This is a genomic window from Janibacter alkaliphilus, assembly GCF_013408565.1.
Classification (GTDB): domain Bacteria; phylum Actinomycetota; class Actinomycetes; order Actinomycetales; family Dermatophilaceae; genus Janibacter; species Janibacter alkaliphilus.
Window position 1 is genome coordinate 1,696,376 of the sequence record NZ_JACBZX010000001.1, and the last position, 21,179, is coordinate 1,717,554.

The 21,179-nt window shown below is 70.1% G+C and carries 19 protein-coding genes; all 19 read left to right on the forward strand.

The window, feature by feature from the left end; all coding sequences use genetic code 11:
• The first annotated feature begins 222 nt into the window (after positions 1–222).
• The 19 genes from rpoB to rpsC all read left to right on the forward strand — a co-directional run bounded on the left by rpoB (position 223) and on the right by rpsC (position 21,179).
• Complete coding sequence (gene rpoB, locus BJY28_RS08260; RefSeq protein WP_179462590.1) at positions 223–3,705, forward strand: DNA-directed RNA polymerase subunit beta; 3,483 nt, start codon at positions 223–225, stop codon at positions 3,703–3,705.
• A 56-nt stretch (positions 3,706–3,761) separates the two neighbouring features.
• A complete protein-coding gene (locus BJY28_RS08265) occupies positions 3,762–7,649 on the forward strand; it encodes a DNA-directed RNA polymerase subunit beta' (protein WP_179462591.1) in 3,888 nt (1,295 codons plus the stop codon).
• Positions 7,650–7,889: 240 nt separating this feature from the next.
• Entirely contained in the window at positions 7,890–8,165 is a 276-nt protein-coding gene (locus BJY28_RS08270) for an HU family DNA-binding protein (RefSeq protein ID WP_179462592.1), read from the forward strand.
• A gap of 95 nt (positions 8,166–8,260) precedes the next feature.
• The gene (locus tag BJY28_RS08275; protein WP_179462593.1) at positions 8,261–8,542 is read left to right on the forward strand and encodes a hypothetical protein; all 282 of its coding nucleotides are present in this window, start codon (positions 8,261–8,263) and stop codon (positions 8,540–8,542) included.
• The gene (locus tag BJY28_RS08280; RefSeq protein WP_246313372.1) at positions 8,539–9,075 is read left to right on the forward strand and encodes a GNAT family N-acetyltransferase; all 537 of its coding nucleotides are present in this window, start codon (positions 8,539–8,541) and stop codon (positions 9,073–9,075) included. Before BJY28_RS08275 ends, BJY28_RS08280 begins: the two co-directional genes overlap by 4 nt.
• Before the next feature lie 389 nt (positions 9,076–9,464).
• A complete protein-coding gene (rpsL, locus tag BJY28_RS08285) occupies positions 9,465–9,839 on the forward strand; it encodes a 30S ribosomal protein S12 (RefSeq protein WP_179462594.1) in 375 nt (124 codons plus the stop codon).
• Positions 9,839–10,309 (forward strand): 30S ribosomal protein S7, encoded by a 471-nt coding sequence (gene rpsG, locus BJY28_RS08290; RefSeq protein ID WP_179462595.1) that lies wholly within the window; start codon positions 9,839–9,841, stop codon positions 10,307–10,309. The genes rpsL and rpsG overlap by 1 nt, the downstream gene beginning before the upstream one ends.
• Positions 10,310–10,409: 100 nt before the next feature.
• Positions 10,410–12,527, forward strand: a complete 2,118-nt coding sequence (fusA, locus tag BJY28_RS08295; protein ID WP_179462596.1) for an elongation factor G — start codon at positions 10,410–10,412, stop codon at positions 12,525–12,527.
• A 116-nt stretch (positions 12,528–12,643) separates the two neighbouring features.
• Positions 12,644–13,840 carry an elongation factor Tu gene (gene tuf, locus BJY28_RS08300; protein ID WP_179462597.1) on the forward strand — a complete coding sequence of 399 codons (1,197 nt, stop codon included), beginning with the start codon at positions 12,644–12,646 and terminating at the stop codon, positions 13,838–13,840.
• A 192-nt stretch (positions 13,841–14,032) separates the two neighbouring features.
• Entirely contained in the window at positions 14,033–15,187 is a 1,155-nt protein-coding gene (locus BJY28_RS08305) for a YihY/virulence factor BrkB family protein (RefSeq protein ID WP_343037022.1), read from the forward strand.
• On the forward strand, positions 15,171–16,475 hold the full coding sequence (locus BJY28_RS08310) for a hypothetical protein (RefSeq protein ID WP_179462599.1): 1,305 nt from the start codon (positions 15,171–15,173) through the stop codon (positions 16,473–16,475). The genes BJY28_RS08305 and BJY28_RS08310 overlap by 17 nt, the downstream gene beginning before the upstream one ends.
• A 374-nt stretch (positions 16,476–16,849) precedes the next feature.
• On the forward strand, positions 16,850–17,158 hold the full coding sequence (gene rpsJ, locus BJY28_RS08315) for a 30S ribosomal protein S10 (RefSeq protein WP_006946210.1): 309 nt from the start codon (positions 16,850–16,852) through the stop codon (positions 17,156–17,158).
• A 10-nt stretch (positions 17,159–17,168) separates the two neighbouring features.
• Positions 17,169–17,825 carry a 50S ribosomal protein L3 gene (gene rplC / locus BJY28_RS08320; protein WP_179462600.1) on the forward strand — a complete coding sequence of 219 codons (657 nt, stop codon included), beginning with the start codon at positions 17,169–17,171 and terminating at the stop codon, positions 17,823–17,825.
• A gap of 1 nt (position 17,826) precedes the next feature.
• A complete protein-coding gene (gene rplD / locus BJY28_RS08325) occupies positions 17,827–18,477 on the forward strand; it encodes a 50S ribosomal protein L4 (RefSeq protein WP_179462601.1) in 651 nt (216 codons plus the stop codon).
• Entirely contained in the window at positions 18,474–18,773 is a 300-nt protein-coding gene (rplW, locus tag BJY28_RS08330; protein WP_179462602.1) for a 50S ribosomal protein L23, read from the forward strand. The genes rplD and rplW overlap by 4 nt, the downstream gene beginning before the upstream one ends.
• 20 nt (positions 18,774–18,793) lie before the next feature.
• A complete protein-coding gene (gene rplB / locus BJY28_RS08335) occupies positions 18,794–19,630 on the forward strand; it encodes a 50S ribosomal protein L2 (protein ID WP_179462603.1) in 837 nt (278 codons plus the stop codon).
• Positions 19,631–19,645: 15 nt separating this feature from the next.
• Positions 19,646–19,927: a 30S ribosomal protein S19 gene (rpsS, locus tag BJY28_RS08340; RefSeq protein WP_144855660.1), complete on the forward strand. Its 282-nt coding sequence runs from the start codon at positions 19,646–19,648 to the stop codon at positions 19,925–19,927.
• A complete protein-coding gene (rplV, locus tag BJY28_RS08345) occupies positions 19,927–20,337 on the forward strand; it encodes a 50S ribosomal protein L22 (protein WP_179462604.1) in 411 nt (136 codons plus the stop codon). The genes rpsS and rplV overlap by 1 nt, the downstream gene beginning before the upstream one ends.
• Complete coding sequence (gene rpsC, locus BJY28_RS08350) at positions 20,337–21,179, forward strand: 30S ribosomal protein S3 (protein ID WP_179462605.1); 843 nt, start codon at positions 20,337–20,339, stop codon at positions 21,177–21,179. The genes rplV and rpsC overlap by 1 nt, the downstream gene beginning before the upstream one ends.

Genomic DNA, 21,179 nt, shown 5'->3' on the forward strand with positions numbered 1-21,179 from the left:
GCGGGGACGCCGGTGACCACCGTCAGCCGCCAGGCTTGACCGGGTTGGACAGTCGCGCCTTCATCTACTATGCTAGTGCTTTGCGCTGCCCTTCTCCCGTCCTGAGCCTTTCGTCGTCCGTCCCGACCGCCCTCTTCCGAGGTGCGCACGGACGCCACGGACTGCCCGGAGCGGGCGCATGCGGCGCCGCCCGACCATCCAGGCCCGTGGAAGGAACCATCCTTGGCTGCCTCGCGCACCGCATCCCCGATGTCCACCGCACGGACGGCATCCGGCCGTCTGTCGTTCGCGAAGATCCGTGAGCCCCTCGAGGTCCCCGACCTCCTCGCCCTGCAGACCGAGAGCTTCGACTGGCTGCTCGGCAACGAGCGCTGGCAGGAGCGCGTCGCGGCCGCCCTCGAGGCCGGCCGGGGCGACGTCCCCGAGCGCTCCGGGCTCGAGGAGATCTTCGAGGAGATCAGCCCGATCGAGGACTTCTCGGGGTCCATGTCCCTCTCCTTCCGGGAGAGCCGCTTCGAGGAGCCGAAGTACTCCGTCGACGAGTGCAAGGAGCGCGACCAGACGTACTCGGCGCCGCTCTTCGTCACCGCGGAGTTCATGAACGCCGAGACCGGCGAGATCAAGAGCCAGACGGTCTTCATGGGTGACTTCCCGCTGATGACCGACCGCGGCACCTTCATCATCAACGGCACCGAGCGGGTCGTCGTCTCCCAGCTGGTCCGCAGCCCCGGCGTCTACTTCGAGCGCACCCCGGACAAGACCTCCGACAAGGACGTCTACTCCGCCAAGGTCATCCCCAGCCGGGGTGCCTGGCTGGAGTTCGAGGTCGACAAGCGCGACCAGGTCGGCGTGCGCGTCGACCGCAAGCGCAAGCAGTCGGTCACCGTGCTGCTCAAGGCCCTCGGCATGACCGAGGCCCAGATCCTCGAGGAGTTCGGCGACTACGAGTCGATCCGCTCCACCCTGGAGAAGGACACCGTCGAGGACCAGGACGCGGCGCTGCTGGACATCTACCGCAAGCTGCGCCCGGGCGAGCCGCCGACCCGTGAGGCCGCCCAGAACCTCCTGGACAACCTGTACTTCAACCCCAAGCGCTACGACCTGGCGAAGGTCGGCCGCTACAAGATGAACCGCAAGCTCGGGGTCGAGGTCGACCTCGGCGCCTCGGTGCTCACCCTCGACGACGTCGTGGCCACCCTGAAGTACCTGGTCGCGCTGCACGCCGAGCAGTCCACCCTGCCCGGTCACCGGGACGGCGAGGAGATCGACGTCGTCGTCGAGACCGACGACATCGACCACTTCGGCAACCGTCGCCTGCGCAGCGTCGGCGAGCTCATCCAGAACCAGGTCCGCACCGGCCTGTCCCGGATGGAGCGCGTCGTCCGCGAGCGGATGACCACCCAGGACGTCGAGGCGATCACGCCGCAGACGCTGATCAACATCCGGCCGGTCGTCGCCTCCATCAAGGAGTTCTTCGGCACCAGCCAGCTCTCGCAGTTCATGGACCAGAACAACCCGCTGGCCGGGCTGACGCACAAGCGTCGTCTCTCGGCCCTGGGCCCGGGCGGCATCAGCCGTGACCGCGCCCAGATGGAGGTCCGTGACGTCCACCCGAGCCACTACGGCCGGATGTGCCCGATCGAGACCCCTGAGGGCCCGAACATCGGTCTCATCGGCTCGCTCGCCAGCTACGGGCGGATCAACGCCTTCGGCTTCATCGAGACCCCGTACCGCAAGGTCGAGGACGGCAAGGTCAGCGATGACGTCGTCTACGTCTCGGCGGACGAGGAGGACCAGTACGTCGTCGCCCAGGCGAACGCCACCCTCGACGACCAGAACCGGTTCGTCGACGACCGCGTGCTCGCCCGCACCAAGGGCGGCGAGGCCGCCGAGGTGCCGGCCGAGGACGTCGACTACATGGACGTCTCGCCGCGCCAGATGGTCTCGGCCGCGACCGCGATGATCCCCTTCCTCGAGCACGACGACGCCAACCGCGCGCTGATGGGCGCGAACATGCAGCGTCAGGCCGTGCCGCTGGTGCGCAGCGAGGCCCCGTACGTCGGGACCGGCATGGAGCACCGCGCCGCGCTGGACTCCGGCGACGTCGTCCGGGCCGAGAAGGCCGGCGTGGTCACCGAGGTCTCCGCGGACCTGGTCACGGTCACCCAGGACGAGGGTGGCAGCCGTACCTACAAGATCATGAAGTTCAGCCGGTCCAACCAGGGCAACAGCTACAACCAGCGCGTCATGGTCGCCGAGGGCGACCGCGTCGAGGCCGGTCAGCTGATCGCCGACGGCCCGGCCACCGACGGCGGGGAGATGGCTCTGGGCCGCAACCTGCTGGTCGCCTTCATGCCGTGGGAGGGCTACAACTACGAGGACGCGATCATCCTCAGCCAGCGCCTGGTGCAGGACGACGTCCTCTCCTCGATCCACATCGAGGAGCACGAGGTCGACGCCCGCGACACCAAGCTCGGCCCGGAGGAGATCACCCGGGACATCCCGAACGTCGGCGAGGACGTCCTGGCCGACCTCGACGAGCGCGGCATCATCCGGATCGGCGCCGAGGTCCGCGACGGCGACCTGCTCGTCGGCAAGGTCACGCCGAAGGGCGAGACCGAGCTGACCCCGGAGGAGCGCCTGCTGCGCGCCATCTTCGGCGAGAAGGCCCGGGAGGTCCGGGACACCTCGATGAAGGTGCCGCACGGCGAGACCGGCACGGTCATCGGCGTCAAGGTCTTCGACAAGGACGAGGGCGACGAGCTGCCCCCGGGCGTGAACCAGCTGGTGCGCGTCTACGTGGCGAACAAGCGCAAGATCACCGACGGCGACAAGCTCGCCGGCCGCCACGGCAACAAGGGCGTCATCTCCAAGATCCTCCCGGTCGAGGACATGCCCTTCCTCGAGGACGGCACCCCGGTCGACGTCGTGCTCAACCCGCTCGGCGTGCCCGGCCGGATGAACATCGGCCAGATCCTCGAGCTGCACCTCGGCTGGGCCGCCAGCCGTGGCTGGGAGATCGCCGGCAACCCGGAGTGGGCGGAGATGATCCCGGACGACGCGCGCAGCGCCGAGCCGGACACCCGCGTGGCCAGCCCGGTCTTCGACGGCGCCGAGGAGGAGGAGATCACCGGTCTGCTCGACTCCACCCGCCCGACCCGGGACGGCGTCCGGCTGATCGACCGCACCGGCAAGGCGCAGCTCTTCGACGGCCGCACCGGCGAGCCCTACCCGGACCCGGTCTCGGTGGGCTACATGTACATCCTCAAGCTGCACCACCTCGTGGACGACAAGATCCACGCCCGCAGCACGGGGCCGTACTCGATGATCACCCAGCAGCCGCTCGGCGGTAAGGCCCAGTTCGGCGGCCAGCGCTTCGGCGAGATGGAGGTGTGGGCCCTGGAGGCCTACGGCGCCTCCTACGCGCTGCAGGAGCTGCTGACGATCAAGTCCGACGACGTCAACGGCCGGGTGAAGGTCTACGAGGCCGTCGTCAAGGGCGACAACATCCCCGAGCCCGGCATCCCCGAGTCCTTCAAGGTGCTCATCAAGGAGATGCAGTCCCTCTGCCTCAACGTGGAGGTGCTCAACTCCGAGGGCGGCACCATCGAGATGCGCGACAACGAGGACGACGTCTTCCGCGCCGCGGAGGAGCTCGGTATCGACCTGTCCCGGCGTGAGCCGAGCAGCGTCGAAGAGGTCTGATCCAGACCCGTACGGACAGACCAGACGACACTGAAGAGAACGAGAGAAGGAATCACGTGCTCGACGTCAACTTCTTCGACGAGCTGCGCATCGGTCTGGCGACCGGTGACGACATCCGGACCTGGAGCCACGGCGAGGTCAAGAAGCCGGAGACCATCAACTACCGCACCCTCAAGCCGGAGAAGGAGGGGCTCTTCTGCGAGCGCATCTTCGGCCCCACCCGGGACTGGGAGTGCTCCTGCGGCAAGTACAAGCGCGTCCGCTTCAAGGGCATCGTCTGCGAGCGCTGCGGCGTCGAGGTGACCCGTGCCGGCGTGCGTCGTGAGCGGATGGGCCACATCGAGCTCGCCGCCCCGGTGACGCACATCTGGTACTTCAAGGGTGTGCCCAGCCGGCTCGGCTACCTGCTCGACCTGGCGCCGAAGGACCTCGAGAAGGTCATCTACTTCGCCGCCTACATGATCACCAGCGTCGACGAGGACCAGCGGCACGCCGACCTGCCCTCGCTCGAGGCCCAGATCGAGGGCGAGAAGAAGGAGCTGGAGAACCGCCGCGACGCCGACGTCGAGGCCCGCGCCAAGAAGCTCGAGCAGGACATCGCCGAGCTGGAGGCCGAGGGCGCCAAGTCCGACGCCAAGCGCAAGGTCCGCGACTCCGCGGAGCGGGAGATGAACCAGATCCGCAAGCGCGCCGACCAGCAGGTCGAGCGGCTGTCCCAGGTCTGGGACCGCTTCAAGAACCTCAAGGTCCAGGACCTCGAGGGCGACGAGGTGCTCTACCGCGAGATGCGCGACCGGTTCGGCCTCTACTTCGAGGGCGGCATGGGCGCGGCGGCGATCCAGAAGCGTCTGGAGACCTTCGACCTCGAGGCCGAGGCGGAGGAGCTGCGGGACATCATCGCCAACGGCAAGGGCCAGAAGAAGACCCGTGCCCTCAAGCGGCTGAAGGTGGTCACCGCCTTCCAGACCACCGACAACCAGCCCTCCGGCATGGTCCTGGACGCGGTCCCGGTCATCCCGCCGGACCTGCGTCCGATGGTCCAGCTCGACGGTGGCCGCTTCGCCACCTCGGACCTCAACGACCTCTACCGGCGCGTGATCAACCGGAACAACCGGCTCAAGCGGCTGCTCGACCTGGGCGCCCCGGAGATCATCGTCAACAACGAGAAGCGGATGCTGCAGGAGGCCGTCGACAACCTCTTCGACAACGGCCGCCGCGGTCGCGCCGTCACCGGCCCGGGCAACCGGCCGCTGAAGTCGCTCTCCGACATGCTCAAGGGCAAGCAGGGCCGCTTCCGGCAGAACCTGCTCGGCAAGCGCGTCGACTACTCCGGCCGCTCGGTCATCGTCGTCGGCCCGCAGCTGAAGCTGCACCAGTGCGGCCTGCCCAAGGCGATGGCGCTGGAGCTCTTCAAGCCCTTCGTCATGAAGCGCCTGGTCGACCTCGACCACGCCCAGAACATCAAGTCCGCCAAGCGCATGGTCGAGCGCCAGCGCCCGGTCGTCTGGGACGTGCTCGAGGAGGTCATCACCGAGCACCCGGTGCTGCTGAACCGTGCGCCGACGCTGCACCGTCTGGGCATCCAGGCCTTCGAGCCGCAGCTGGTCGAGGGCAAGGCGATCCAGATCCACCCGCTGGTCTGCACCGCCTTCAACGCCGACTTCGACGGTGACCAGATGGCGGTCCACCTGCCGCTGTCGGCGGAGGCCCAGGCCGAGGCCCGGATCCTCATGCTCTCCAGCAACAACATCCTCAAGCCGGCCGACGGTCGCCCGGTGACCATGCCCACCCAGGACATGGTGATCGGTCTCTTCCACCTGACCTCCGAGGTCGCGCTGGAGACCGAGAACCGTCGTGCCTTCGCCTCCACCGCCGAGGCCCAGATGGCCTTCGACGCGGGCGAGATCAAGATCGGCACGCCGATCCGGATCCGGCTGCAGGACGTCGTCCCGCCGGAGGGCACCGAGCTGCCCGAGGGCACCGAGCGCGACGAGCGCGGCGTGGTCCCCGAGTGGACCGCCGAGACCACCCTCGGTCGGGCGCTCTTCGGCGAGGCGCTGCCGGAGGACTACCCCTTCGTCAACGAGCCGGTCGACCGCAAGCGGCTGAGCACCATCGTCAACGACCTGGCCGAGCGCTACACCAAGGTGCAGGTCGCCGCGTCGCTGGACGCCCTCAAGGAGGCCGGCTACCACTGGGCCTCCCGCTCGGGCACCACGGTCGCGGTCTCCGACGTCGTCACCCCGCCGCGCAAGCAGGAGATCCTCGACGGCTACGAGACGAAGGCGACGAAGGTCCAGACCCAGTACGAGCGTGGTCTGATCACCGACGACGAGCGCCGTCAGGAGCTCATCGAGATCTGGACGCAGGCGACGAACGAGGTCGCCTCGGAGATGCAGGAGAACTTCCCGCGGGACAACCCGATCTACCGGATGGTCTCCTCCGGCGCCCGAGGCAACTGGTTCCAGCTGCGTCAGATCGCCGGGATGCGTGGCCTCATGGCCAACCCGAAGGGCGAGATCATCCCCCGACCGATCCGCACGAACTTCCGTGAGGGCCTGTCGGTGGTCGAGTTCTTCATCTCCACGCACGGCGCCCGCAAGGGTCTGGCGGACACCGCGCTGCGGACCGCCGACTCGGGGTACCTCACCCGTCGTCTCGTCGACGTCTCCCAGGACGTCATCATCCGCGAGGACGACTGCGGCACCGAGCGCGGCCTGACGATGGACATCGCCCAGCACGACGAGCTGACCGGCACCCGCCGGCTGCACGACGACGTGGAGTTCACCGCCTACGCCCGCTGCCTCGCCTCCGAGGTGGTCGGCGAGGACGGCACCGTGCTCGCGGCGGCCGGCTCGGACCTCGGTGACGTGGTCATCGCCCGCCTCTTCGAGGCCGGCGTCGACCAGGTCAAGATCCGCTCCGTGCTCACCTGCGAGTCGCGGGTCGGGACCTGCGCCAAGTGCTACGGCCGCAGCCTGGCCACCGGCCAGCTGGTGGACATCGGCGAGGCCGTCGGCATCATCGCGGCGCAGTCCATCGGCGAGCCCGGCACCCAGCTGACGATGCGCACCTTCCACACCGGTGGTGTGGCCGGTGACGACATCACCCAGGGTCTGCCGCGAGTCGTCGAGCTCTTCGAGGCCCGCACCCCCAAGGGTGTCGCCCCGATCGCCGAGGCGGACGGGCGCATCGAGATCGAGGAGACCGACAAGGGCCGTCGTCTGCTGCTGACCACGGACGCCACCGGCGAGGAGCACGCCTACCCGGTGAGCAAGCGCGCGCGCCTGCTCGTCGAGGACGGCGAGCGGGTCGCGGTCGGCACCCAGCTGGTGCAGGGCGCGATCGACCCCAAGCAGGTGCTGCGCATCCTCGGTCCGCGGCAGGCCCAGAAGCACCTCGTCGACGAGGTGCAGAAGGTCTACCGCCAGCAGGGTGTGTCGATCCACGACAAGCACATCGAGGTCATCGTCCGGCAGATGCTGCGGCGGATCACCATCCTCGAGTCCGGCGAGACCGGGCTGCTGCCGGGCACGCTGGCCGAGCGGGCCCGCTTCGAGGCGGAGAACCGTCGGGTGGTCGCCGAGGGCGGGCGTCCCGCGGCCGGCCGTCCCGAGCTGATGGGCATCACCAAGGCCTCGCTGGCGACCGACAGCTGGCTCTCCGCGGCCTCCTTCCAGGAGACCACCCGCGTCCTCACCGAGGCCGCGATGGAGGGCAAGTCGGACCCGCTGCTGGGGCTGAAGGAGAACGTCATCCTCGGCAAGCTGATCCCGGCGGGCACCGGTCTGAGCCGGTACCGCGACATCGAGGTCGAGCCCACCGAGGAGGCGAAGGCGGCGATGTACGCGCTGCCGAGCTACGAGGACTACGCCTACCCGGTCTTCGGGCCCGGCTCCGGCGAGGCGATCCGCCTCGACGACGCCGAGCTCGGCCTGGACTGACCTCCGGCACCCCACGACGGGCCGTCGACCGCAGCCGCGGTCGGCGGCCCGTCGTCGTGCCCGGCGCGGGCAGGGGCTCGGCAGGGGTGGGGCTGGTGGGGCAGATGAGGCCCGTGGGACGTCATCTGCACGAAGAAGCCCGGAAAATCAAGGGACACACGCGGCGCTGCGAGTCGACGCCGGGCCGCTGTTGTGATTCTGTGGGGTGGTTCAACCCCCACAGATGATGGAGATCCCAACATGAACAAGTCTGAGCTCGCCAGCGCCGTCGCCGAGAAGGCCGGCGTCTCCGCGTCCTCGGCCACCGAGGTCATCACCGCGCTGCAGGCCGTCCTGTCCGAGCAGGTCGGCAAGGGCGAGAAGGTCACCGTGCCGGGCTTCTTCAGCCTCGAGCGCGTCGAGCGGGCCGAGCGCAAGGGCCGCAACCCGCAGTCCGGCGAGGAGATGACCATCCCCGGCGGGTACGCCGCCAAGCTCACCGCCGGCAGCGCCCTCAAGGCCGCCGCGAAGGGCTGAGCGCACCAGCGCTGACGAGGCGCGTGGTCACTGGGGCAGCCCGGGGCCGCGCGCCTCGTGCGTGCCGGCGCCCCGGCGTGGTGGATGATGGCCCGGTGAGCCAGGAACCGCCGCTGAGCGCCGCCCGGGCGACCCTGGCCCGCTGGGCGACGGGTGCGCTGCTGGCGGTGGGTGCTCTCGCCCTGCTGGTCCGCCCCGGGGTGCTGGCCAAGGTGCTGGCCCTCGTGCTGGCCGCGGCCTCGGTGGCCGTCTTCGTCCGCAAGGACCGCAGCAGCGCGACCATCGTGGCGGTGCTGCTGCTGGGGATCGCCGCCTTCTTCCTCGCCGCGCTGGTCACCGGCAACTCTCACTGGATCACGGACAGGTACTCACGATGAACGATCTGCGCGACCGGCTGCGGCTGCGCCCCGAGGAGCCGGCCGACCACGAGGCGGTGGACACGGTCACCGACGCCGCCTTCGGCGCGGTCGGCGGGCCCAGCCTGGAACGACGGCTCGTCGGCGGGCTGCGCGCCGACGGCGACCTGGTCCCCGAGCTCACCGTCGTGGCCGAGGTGGACGGCGAGGTCGTCGGGCACGTCGCCTGCTCGCGCGGCACCCTCGACGGAGCGCCGTCGATCGGGCTCGGACCGATCAGCGTGCGGCCCGACCTGCAGCGGCAGGGGATCGGGGCCGCCCTGATGAGCGCGGTCATCGTCACCGCCGACCAGCGCGGCGAGCCGGTGATCGTCCTGCTCGGGGACCCGGAGTACTACGGCTTCTTCGGGTTCGTGCCGGCCTCCCGGCTCGGGATCGGCTCGCCGGGCCCCTGGGAGGACCGCTTCTTCCAGGCGCGCCCGCTGCAGGCCTGGCGGCCCGAGCTGGCCGGCCCCTTCCGCTACGCCGCCGCCTTCGACCGGCTGGAGGACTAGCCCGACGCAGGAGAGCGGCGGTCCTCTCCCCGGGTCTGCGGCCCCCCTGGCGCCGGGAACACGCCGGGCGTCGCGGGCGTTGTGCTGGCTGGTGGCGTGGTAGAGCGACCGATTTGTGACCTCACCCGCCGCGCCGGTATCGTTGACGCTCGTGTGTGGTGGCACCTGAGGGTGCTGGCTGCACGCACGCGGTCCGGCTGGCGCCGGACCACCACCTCTCGCCGGGCACCTCGTGCTCCGTCCACCCGGGCGGCGCGCCGAGGGAGGCAGGGGAGAGCACCGTCGCCCGACACACCCGATCTCGGGGGTCGGGCGGAGGAACCCCAAGGAGCGCTCGTCGGCCCCGCCGAGGAGCGCAGACAACATCGACCGACGTACGGAGTAACAGGTTGCCTACCATCAACCAGCTGGTGCGCAAGGGGCGGCAGGACAAGCCGGCCAAGGCCGCCACCCCCGCCCTCAAGGGCTCGCCGCAGCGCCGTGGCGTGTGCACGCGCGTCTACACGACCACCCCGAAGAAGCCGAACTCTGCCCTGCGCAAGGTGGCCCGTGTGCGGCTCACCTCGGGCATCGAGGTCACGGCCTACATCCCGGGCGTCGGCCACAACCTGCAGGAGCACTCGATCGTGCTCGTGCGCGGCGGCCGTGTGAAGGACCTCCCCGGTGTCCGCTACAAGATCGTGCGCGGCTCCCTCGACACCCAGGGTGTCAAGGGTCGCCAGCAGGCTCGTAGCCGTTACGGCGCCAAGAAGGAGAAGAAGTAATGCCTCGCAAGGGTCCCGCCCCGAAGCGCCCCCTGGTCGTCGACCCCGTCTACCAGAGCCCGCTCGTCACCCAGCTCGTCAACAAGATCCTCCTCGACGGCAAGAAGTCGATCGCCGAGTCGATCGTCTACGGCGCCCTCGAGGGCTGCCGCGAGAAGACCGGCACCGACCCGGTCCAGACCCTCAAGCGGGCGCTGGACAACGTCAAGCCCAGCCTGGAGGTCAAGTCCCGCCGCGTCGGCGGCGCCACCTACCAGGTGCCGATCGAGGTCAAGCCCGGCCGGGCCACCACGCTCTCGCTGCGCTGGCTGGTCGGCTACGCCCGGCAGCGTCGCGAGAAGACGATGACCGAGCGCCTCATGAACGAGATCCTCGACGCGAGCAACGGCCTGGGTGCCGCGGTGAAGCGTCGCGAGGACACCCACAAGATGGCCGAGTCGAACAAGGCCTTCGCGCACTACCGCTGGTGACAGCGGCCCGGGGCGGGCGGACCGCCCGCCCCGGGCACCAGCTCTCTCCACGCGAGGGAGCACCGAGCAGACACACCGCAACGAAGACGGGAAACCACGAGTGGCACAGGACGTCCTGACGGACCTCAACAAGGTCCGCAACATCGGCATCATGGCGCACATCGACGCCGGCAAGACGACGACGACTGAGCGCATCCTCTTCTACACCGGCGTCAACCACAAGATCGGCGAGACGCACGACGGTGCCTCCACCACCGACTGGATGGAGCAGGAGAAGGAGCGCGGCATCACGATCACGTCGGCCGCGGTCACCTCCTTCTGGGAGGGCACCCAGGTCAACATCATCGACACCCCGGGCCACGTCGACTTCACCGTCGAGGTGGAGCGCAGCCTGCGCGTCCTCGACGGCGCGGTCGCCGTCTTCGACGGCAAGGAGGGCGTCGAGCCGCAGTCCGAGACGGTCTGGCGCCAGGCGGACAAGTACGACGTGCCGCGCATCGCCTTCGTCAACAAGATGGACAAGCTCGGTGCGGACTTCTACTTCACCGTGGACACCATCAAGGACCGCCTGGGCGCCGAGCCGCTGGTCATGCAGCTGCCGATCGGCTCCGAGAGCGACTTCGTCGGCGTCGTCGACCTGCTCTACATGCGTGCCCTGGTCTGGCCGGGCGACGCCAAGGGTGACGTCACCATGGGCGCCGAGTACGAGGTCCGGGAGATCCCCGAGGACCTGCAGGCCCGCGCCGAGGAGTACCGCAACCACCTCGTCGAGCGCGTCGCCGAGTCCGACGACGACCTCATGGAGAAGTACCTCGGTGGCGAGGAGCTGACCGTCGACGAGCTCAAGGCGGGCATCCGCAAGCTCACGGTCAACTCCGAGCTCTACCCGGTCTTCTGCGGCTCCGCCTTCAAGAACCGTGGCGTGCAGCCGATCCTGGACGCGGTCAAGGACTACCTGCCGAGCCCGCTGGACGTCGCCGCCATGGAGGGGCACGCCCCGGGCGACGAGGACGAGGTCGTGCTGCGCAAGCCGAGCACCGAGGAGCCCTTCTCGGCGCTCGCCTTCAAGATCGCCGCGCACCCCTTCTTCGGCACCCTGACCTTCATCCGGGTCTACTCCGGCCGGCTCAGCTCGGGCACCCAGGTGATCAACTCCACCAAGGGCAAGAAGGAGCGCATCGGGAAGCTCTTCCAGATGCACGCCAACAAGGAGAACCCGGTCGAGGAGGCGATGGCGGGGCACATCTACGCCGTCATCGGGCTCAAGGAGACCACCACCGGTGACACCCTGAGCAACATCGACCACCCGGTCATCCTCGAGTCGATGACCTTCCCGGAGCCGGTCATCCAGGTGGCCATCGAGCCCAAGACCAAGGGTGACCAGGAGAAGCTCTCCACGGCCATCCAGAAGCTCGTCGCCGAGGACCCCACCTTCCAGGTGTCCCTCGACGAGGAGACCGGGCAGACGATCATCGCCGGCATGGGCGAGCTCCACCTGGACGTCTTCGTCGACCGGATGAAGCGCGAGTTCAAGGTCGAGGCGAACATCGGCAAGCCGCAGGTCGCCTACCGGGAGACCATCCGCCGGCCGGTCGAGAAGTACGACTACACCCACAAGAAGCAGACCGGTGGGTCGGGTCAGTTCGCCAAGGTGCAGCTCACCTTCGAGCCGCTGGACACCACCGAGGAGGGCGAGCTCTACGAGTTCGAGAACGCCGTCACCGGTGGTCGCATCCCGCGCGAGTACATCCCCAGCGTCGACGCCGGCATCCAGGACGCCATGCAGTACGGCATCCTCGCGGGCTACCCGGTGGTCGGGGTCAAGGCGACCCTGCTCGACGGCGCCTACCACGACGTCGACTCCTCGGAGATGGCGTTCAAGATCGCCGGCTCGATGGCCTTCAAGGAGGCCGCCCGTCGGGCTGAGCCGGTGCTCATGGAGCCGATGATGAAGGTCGAGGTGCGCACCCCCGAGGACTACATGGGGGACGTCATCGGCGACATCAACGCCCGCCGTGGGCACATCCAGTCCATGGAGGACGTCAGCGGTGCGAAGGTCGTCACCGGCCTGGTCCCGCTGTCGGAGATGTTCGGCTACGTCGGGGACCTGCGGTCCAAGACCCAGGGCCGGGCGAACTACTCCATGGAGTTCGACTCCTACGCCGAGGTTCCCAAGAGCGTCGCCGAGGAGATCATCAAGAAGGTCCGTGGTGAGTGACCGGTAGCATGACCGGGATCCACCGCACCCCCTGACAACCCAGACCAACAACACGTCGCCATCGTCCCCACGGTCGACAGGCGTCCACCAAGAAGAGTCCTGAGGAGGACAAGCAAGTGGCGAAGGCAAAGTTCGAGCGGAGCAAGCCGCACGTCAACATCGGCACCATCGGTCACATCGACCACGGCAAGACGACGCTGACGGCTGCGATCTCCAAGGTCCTGCACGACACCTACCCGGACCTCAACGAGGCGTCCCCGTTCGACACGATCGACAAGGCGCCCGAGGAGAAGCAGCGCGGCATCACGATCTCGATCGCGCACATCGAGTACCAGACGGAGAAGCGCCACTACGCGCACGTCGACTGCCCCGGGCACGCCGACTACGTCAAGAACATGATCACCGGTGCCGCCCAGATGGACGGCGCGATCCTCGTGGTCGCCGCCACCGACGGCCCGATGCCGCAGACGAAGGAGCACGTCCTCCTGGCCCGCCAGGTCGGCGTCCCCTACATCGTCGTGGCCCTCAACAAGGCCGACATGGTCGACGACGAGGAGATCATGGAGCTCGTCGAGATGGAGGTCCGCGAGCTGCTGTCCGACTACGAGTTCCCGGGCGACGACGTCCCGGTCGTGCAGGTCTCCGCGCTCAAGGCCCTCGAGGGCGACGAGAAGTGGGCCAAGTCGGTCGTCGACCTCATGGACGCCGTGGACGAGTACATCCCGGAGCCGGAGCGCGACATCGACAAGCCGTTCCTCATGCCGGTCGAGGACGTCTTCACGATCACCGGTCGTGGCACCGTCGTCACCGGTCGTATCGAGCGCGGTGTGCTCACCGTGAACGAGGACGTCGAGATCGTCGGCATCCACGAGGGCCCGGCGACCAAGACCACGGTCACCGGCATCGAGATGTTCCGCAAGCTGCTCGACGAGGGCCGCGCCGGCGAGAACGTCGGTCTGCTGCTCCGCGGCATCAAGCGCGAGGACGTCGAGCGCGGCCAGGTCGTCTGCAAGGCCGGCTCGATCACCCCGCACACCGAGTTCGAGGGCCAGGTGTACATCCTCGGCAAGGAGGAGGGCGGCCGTCACACGCCGTTCTACGACAGCTACCGTCCGCAGTTCTACTTCCGGACCACGGACGTCACCGGCGTCGTCAACCTCCCCGAGGGCACCGAGATGGTCATGCCCGGCGACAACACCGACATGAAGGTCGAGCTCATCCAGCCGATCGCCATGGAGGAGGGCCTGAAGTTCGCCATCCGCGAGGGTGGCCGGACCGTCGGCGCCGGCCGGGTCACCAAGATCATCAAGTGACCCACCCCCGCTGACGCCGCGACCTGCGGCGACACCACGACGGGCCCCACGGAGCACCTGCTCCGTGGGGCCCGTCGTCGTGGGTGCGGCGCCGTCGTCGCAGGTGGGTGTGGCGAGCCGTCGCCGGGGGAGCCGGACGCATAGGGTGTCCAGCGACCAGCGCGAACGACGAAGGGGAGCACGATGGCCGACATGGGTGCGAGCGTCGAGAAGGACGCCACGGCGCCGGATCCCGAGGACCCGGGCAAGGTCGAGTCGATGGCCGACATCGAGGGGGCCTCCTGGGGCTACGCGCTCAAGCAGGCGATCGGCCAGTTCGGGCGCGACAAGTGCACCGACCTGGCGGCCGGGCTCACCTACTACGGCGTGCTCTCGATCTTCCCCGCGCTGCTGGCGATGGTCTCGCTGCTCGGCGTCTTCGGCCAGGGCGAGGAGACGGTGCAGACCATCCTGCAGATGGTCCGCGACCTCGGGCAGAGCAGCGTCGCCGACCAGATCGAGGGACCGATCCGCGACATGGTCACCAGCTCCGGCGCCGGCGTCGGCCTGGTCGTCGGTGTCGTCGGTGCGCTGTGGTCGGCCTCCGGCTACGTCGGCGCCTTCGGGCGGGCGATGAACCGGATCTACGGCGTCGACGAGGGCCGTCCGGTGTGGAAGCTGCGGCCGGCGATGCTGCTGCTGACCCTGCTGCTCGTCGTCATGGGCGGCCTGATCATCGTCGGCCTCGGCGTCTCCGGCGGGATCGCCGAGGAGATCGGCAGCCTCATCGGCCTCGGGGACACCGCGGTGACGGTCTGGGAGTACGCCAAGTGGCCGGTGATGATCGTGCTCGTCATGGTCATGGTGGCGCTGCTCTACTACTTCACGCCGAACGTGCGCCAGCCCAAGCTGCGCTGGATGAGCCCGGGCGCTGCGCTGGCGATCATCGTGGCCATCCTCGCCTCGGTCGCCTTCGGCTTCTACGTCTCCAACTTCGGCTCCTACAACGCCACCTACGGCTCGCTGGCCGGTGTCATCGTCTTCCTGCTCTGGCTGTGGATCATCAACAACGTGCTGCTGCTGGGCGCCGAGGTGGACGCCGAGGTCGAGCGCGCCCGCCAGCTGCAGTCCGGGATCCGGGCCGAGCGTCGGCTGCAGCTGCCGGCGCGGGACACCGCCGCCTCCGAGAAGGCCGCCGAGAAGGAGGACGAGGCGATCGAGGAGGGTCGACGGATCCGGCTCGAGGCCGACCGTGAGATCGCCGCCGAGCGCCGCGAGCGCTCCCGGACGGACGCCGATGCCGACGCGGACGAGCGCACCGACGCCGCGGACGAGGACGGGTCGACCCGGAGTGACGCGCGGGACTGAGCACCGGCGACCGGGGTCGCTGCCCCGACGTGCCGCGCTGACCGGCCTCGGTCTCGCCGGTGTCGGGGCGGTGGCCGGCGGCAGCCACCTGTGGCACCACCGGGCCTACGCGCCGGCCCCGCAGCACGGGCTGACCGTGGCGATGACCGCCCGCGGCGAGCGCTTCGTGGCCGGCGCCCCGGCCGACGTGGTGCCCGGCACCCGGGTCGCCGCGGGACGTCCCACCACCGCCGAGCTGGTGGCCCGTGAGGACGACTGGCTGGCCGGGTGCGCCCCGTGGACGCGGGAGGGGTCCTCCGCCGCAGCGGTCCGGGCGGCGCTGCGCGACCTGTACGTGCTCAGCGCCGGGCTGCCGGTGCCGGTGGCCGGCTGGCCGCTGATGTGGCGCTACGTGTGGCCGCGGGACACCGCCCACGTGGTGCTCGCCTGGCACGAGGTGGGCCGCGCGGACCTGGTGCAGCAGCACCTGCTCGCCCTGTCCGACCTGGTCGGGACGCGCCCGCTGGCCGCGCGGTACCGCCCGGTCGGCGGGGTGCCCGACGACCGGCCGGACCAGCTGGACGGCCCCGGCTTCGTGCTGTGGGCGATCGGCGCCACCCGGAGCAGCTGGCAGGACAGCACCGCGCGCTGGCCGGTCGTCGACCTCGCCCGGCACTGCGCCGAGCAGCTGCTGGCCGCCGTCGAGGGCCGCGACCTGCCGCCGGCCGGCCCGGACTACTGGGAGCGCCCCGAGCGGGCGGTCACCCTGGGGGTCGCCGCCCCGGTGCTCGTGGGGCTGGAGGCCGCGGCCGCCGAGCTGCCCACCCTGGCCCACCCGATCCTGGCGCGGCGCTGCGGCGAGGCGGCGGCACGCGTGGCCGCCGCGATCGAGCGGGACTTCGGCGCGGCCGGCTACTCCCGCTCGGTCGAGGGCGGGCCGCGCGACGCGGCGGTCACCTTCCTGCTGCCGCCCTACCGAGAGCCGGGCACGGTGACCCCGGCGCTGCGCCGGGCGCTGACCGCGGCCACCCGGGAGATGGGCCGCGGCAACGGCGGGCTGGCGCCCGGCGGCGGGTGGAAGCGGGACGGCGTGGCCTGGACCCCGGAGACCCTGCTGGTGGCGCGGGCCGAGGCGGGCCTGGGGGAGCGGGCCGCCGCGCGCTCGCGCCTGGACTGGGTGGCCCGGCACCGCACCGCGCTGGGCTCGGTCCCGGAGAAGGTGCGCTGGGACGGCAGCCCGGCCGGTCCGGCGCCGCTGGCCTGGAGCGCCGCGCTGATCGTCTCCACCGAGGCCGCGCTGCGCGGCTGAGCCGGGGCGGCACGCCACGGGCCGGTCGGTGCACGCCCCCCGGGCCACGGGGTGCTAGGCCGATTTGTCTCTCCGGAGCGGCCTCTGGCACACTGTTCAGGTTGCTTGATGAGCAGCGACCCGTGCGCGTCGGCCGAGCCGGCTGCGGCGGGCCTGCCACAGCCTGGTGACAACGCATCGAACCGCCTCGGGCGGGGCGACACACCGGGCAGCACGCAGACCCCGGTCCGACCGGGGCGACGACAACACCGCAGCACAGCCCACGGGTTGCGCGCGGCCTGCGGACAGGGTGCGACACACCCGACCTCGGGGGTCGGAGCCCCAGACCGGACCGACATGCCCTGCACGACGGCGAGAGAGAGACGGAAGCACAGATGGCGGGACAGAAGATCCGCATCCGGTTGAAGTCGTATGACCACGAGGTCATCGACAGCTCGGCGCGAAAGATCGTCGACACGGTGACCCGTGCCGGCGCGACGGTGGTCGGCCCCGTGCCGCTGCCGACGGAGAAGAACGTCTTCTGCGTCATCCGGTCGCCGCACAAGTACAAGGACAGCCGCGAGCACTTCGAGATGCGCACCCACAAGCGCCTCATCGACATCGTCGACCCGACCCCCAAGGCGGTCGACTCGTTGATGCGTCTCGACCTGCCGGCGGACGTCAACATCGAGATCAAGCTCTGAGGTCCTCGAGATGACTACCACCAGCACCAAGACCGTCAAGGGCGTGCTCGGCGAGAAGCTCGGGATGACCCAGGTCTGGGACGACGAGAACCGCCTCGTCCCCGTGACCGTCATCCAGGCCGGCCCGTGCGTCGTGACCCAGGTCCGCGACGCCGAGACCGACGGCTACCAGGCCGTGCAGATCGCCTACGGCGCCATCGACCCGCGCAAGGTGAACAAGCCGGAGAGCGGCCACTTCGCCAAGGCCGGCGTCACCCCGCGCCGCTACACCGTCGAGCTGCGCACCGCCGACGCCGGCGACTACAGCCTCGGCCAGGAGCTGACCGTCGAGCTCTTCGAGGCCGGCGGCCAGGTCGACGTCTCGGCCACCACCAAGGGCAAGGGCTTCGCCGGTGTCATGAAGCGTCACGGCTTCGCCGGCGTCTCCGCCAGCCACGGCGCCCACCGCAACCACCGCAAGCCGGGCTCGATCGGTGGCTGCGCCACCCCGGGCCGCGTCTTCAAGGGCATGCGGATGGCCGGCCGGATGGGCGGCGTGCGCCAGACCACGCAGAACCTCACCATCCACGCCGTGGACGCGGAGAAGAACCTGCTCCTCGTCAAGGGTGCCGTCCCCGGCCCCCGCGGCGGCATGGTCCTCGTCCGCAACGCGGTGAAGGGAGCCTGACATGCCGACCATCGACGTCATCAGCCCCGCGGGCAGCGCGTCCGGCACCGTCGAGCTCCCCGCGGAGATCTTCGACGTGCAGACCAACGTCCCGCTGATCCACCAGGTCGTCGTCGCCCAGCTCGCCGCGGCGCGCCAGGGCACGCACGCCACCAAGACCCGCGGCGCCGTCCGCGGCGGTGGCCGCAAGCCGTACCGGCAGAAGGGCACCGGCCGCGCCCGTCAGGGCTCGACCCGCGCGCCGCAGTTCGCCGGCGGTGGCACCGTGCACGGCCCGCAGCCGCGCGACTACGCCCAGCGCACCCCCAAGAAGATGAAGGCCGCCGCCCTGCGCGGGGCCCTCTCGGACCGGGCGCGCCACGGCCGGATCCACGTGCTGTCCGCGCTGGTCGAGGGCGAGGCCCCGTCGACCAAGGCGGTCTCCGGCGTGCTCGCCGGCCTCACCGAGCGGCCCAACCTGCTCGTCGTGCTGGACCGCGCCGACAGCCTCGCGCTGAAGTCGGTGCGCAACCTGGCCGACGTGCACGTGCTGTGGGCCGACCAGCTCAACACCTACGACGTGCTGTGCGCCGACGACGTGGTCTTCACCCAGGCGGCGCTCGAGGCCTTCCTCGCCGGCCCGTCGACCAAGGCCCAGGAGGAGTCCAAGTGAGCACCCCGACCAAGGACCCGCGCGACGTGCTGATCCGCCCGGTCGTCTCGGAGAAGTCCTACGGGCTCCTCGACGAGGGCAAGTACACCTTCATCGTCGACCCGCGGGCCAACAAGACCGAGATCAAGATCGCCGTCGAGCAGATCTTCGACGTCACGGTCGAGTCCGTCCACACGATGAACCGCCCCGGCAAGACCCGCCGCACCCGCTTCGGGACCGGCAAGCGCAAGGACACCAAGCGGGCGATCGTCACCCTCCGTGAGGGCTCGATCGACATCTTCGGCGGCCAGGGCTGACCGGGAGGAACTGAGTAGACATGGCTATCCGCAAGTACAAGCCCACGACGCCGGGTCGGCGCGGCAGCTCCGTCGCCGACTTCGTCGAGGTGACCCGCTCCACGCCCGAGAAGTCGCTGGTCCGCCCGCTGTCCAAGAGCGGCGGCCGCAACGCCAGCGGCCGGATCACCACCCGTCACATCGGTGGTGGCCACAAGCGCGCCTACCGGGTCATCGACTTCCGTCGTCACGACAAGGACGGCGTGCCGGCCACGGTCGCGCACATCGAGTACGACCCCAACCGGACCGCGCGGATCGCGCTGCTGCACTACGCCGACGGCGAGAAGCGCTACATCCTCGCGCCGAGCCGGCTCAAGCAGGGTGACGCGATCGAGAACGGCCCCGGCGCCGACATCAAGCCCGGCAACAACCTGCCGCTGCGCAACATCCCGACCGGTACCACGGTGCACGCCGTGGAGCTGCGTCCCGGCGGCGGGGCGAAGATCGCCCGCTCGGCCGGCGCCAGCATCCAGCTGCTCGGCAAGGAGGGCCCCTACGCCACGCTGCGCATGCCCTCCGGCGAGATCCGTCGGGTGGACGCGCGCTGCCGCGCGACCATCGGCGAGGTCGGCAACGCCGAGCAGAGCAACATCAGCTGGGGCAAGGCCGGCCGGATGCGCTGGAAGGGCAAGCGCCCGACCGTGCGCGGCGTCGTGATGAACCCCGTGGACCACCCGCACGGCGGTGGCGAGGGCCGGACCTCCGGCGGCCGCCACCCCGTCTCGCCCTGGGGCCAGCCCGAGGGTCGCACCCGTCGTCCCGGCAAGGCGAGCGACAAGCTCATCGTCCGCCGTCGCCGCACCGGCAAGAAGCGCTGATAGGAGCGATCGAAGATGCCTCGTAGCCTCAAGAAGGGCCCCTTCATCGACGACCACCTGCAGAAGAAGGTGGACGCCCAGAACGAAGCGGGTACCAAGAACGTCATCAAGACCTGGTCGCGCCGCTCGGTGGTCAGCCCCGACATGCTCGGCCACACCTTCGCCGTGCACGACGGCCGCAAGCACGTCCCGGTGTTCGTCACCGAGGCGATGGTCGGCCACAAGCTCGGCGAGTTCGCCCCGACCCGCACCTTCCGCGGTCACGTGAAGGACGACAAGAAGGGACGTCGTCGCTGATGCCTGCCACCGACTCCACCGAGCGCGACGCGCTGGTCGCCCGCGCGTCGGCCCGCCACGTGCGGATCACGCCGATGAAGGCCCGCCGCGTCGTGGACATGATCCGCGGCAAGGACACCCAGGCCGCCATCGCCACGCTGCAGTTCGCCCCCCAGGGTGCCTCCGAGCAGGTCCTGAAGGTGCTGCAGTCCGCGGTCGCGAACCTGCGGGTCGCCTCCGACGAGGCCGGCGAGGCCTTCGACGAGCGCAACCTGGTGGTCACCGCCGCCTACGTCGACGAGGGCCCGACGATGAAGCGCTTCCGGCCGCGGGCCCAGGGCCGCGCCGGCCGCATCAACAAGCGGACCAGCCACATCACCGTCCTCGTCACGACCAAGCCTGAGAAGGCCGCGAAGGGAGGGACCCGCTGATGGGTCAGAAGATCAACCCGCACGGCTTCCGGCTGGGCATCACCAACGACCACAAGAGCCGCTGGTTCGCCGACTCCAACAAGGAGGGTCAGCGCTACCGCGACTACGTCAAGGAGGACGTGGCGATCCGCAAGCTCCTGTCCACGGGCATGGAGCGCGCCGGGATCGCCCGCGTCGAGATCGAGCGCACCCGCGACCGGGTCCGCGTGGACATCCACACCGCCCGCCCGGGCATCGTCATCGGGCGTCGCGGCGCGGAGGCCGACCGGATCCGTGGCGAGCTCGAGAAGCTCACCGGCAAGCAGGTCCAGCTGAACATCCTCGAGGTGAAGAACCCCGAGATCGAGGCCCAGCTCGTCGCCCAGGGCATCGCCGAGCAGCTGGCCGCCCGGGTCACCTTCCGTCGGGCCATGCGCAAGGGGATCCAGTCCTCGCTGCGCGCCGGCGCCAAGGGCATCCGGATCCAGTGCTCCGGTCGTCTCGGCGGCGCCGAGATGTCCCGCAGCGAGTTCTACCGCGAGGGGCGGGTGCCGCTGCACACCCTCCGGGCGAACATCGACTACGGCTTCTACGAGGCCAAGACCACCTTCGGCCGGATCGGCGTGAAGGTCTGGATCTACAAGGGCGACATGACCGAGAAGGAGTTCGCCGCCCAGCAGGCCAGCTCCGCCCCGCGCGGCCGCGGTCCCCGTCGGGACCGTGACGACCGTCCGGCGCGCGCCCGTCGCGGCGACCGTGCCGAGGGTGGCGCCGGCCAGGGCGGCGAGGCTCCGGCCCAGCCCGCCACGAGCGAGCAGGCCCCGACCGAGCAGGCTCCGGCCAGCACCGAGGGAGAGTCCTGA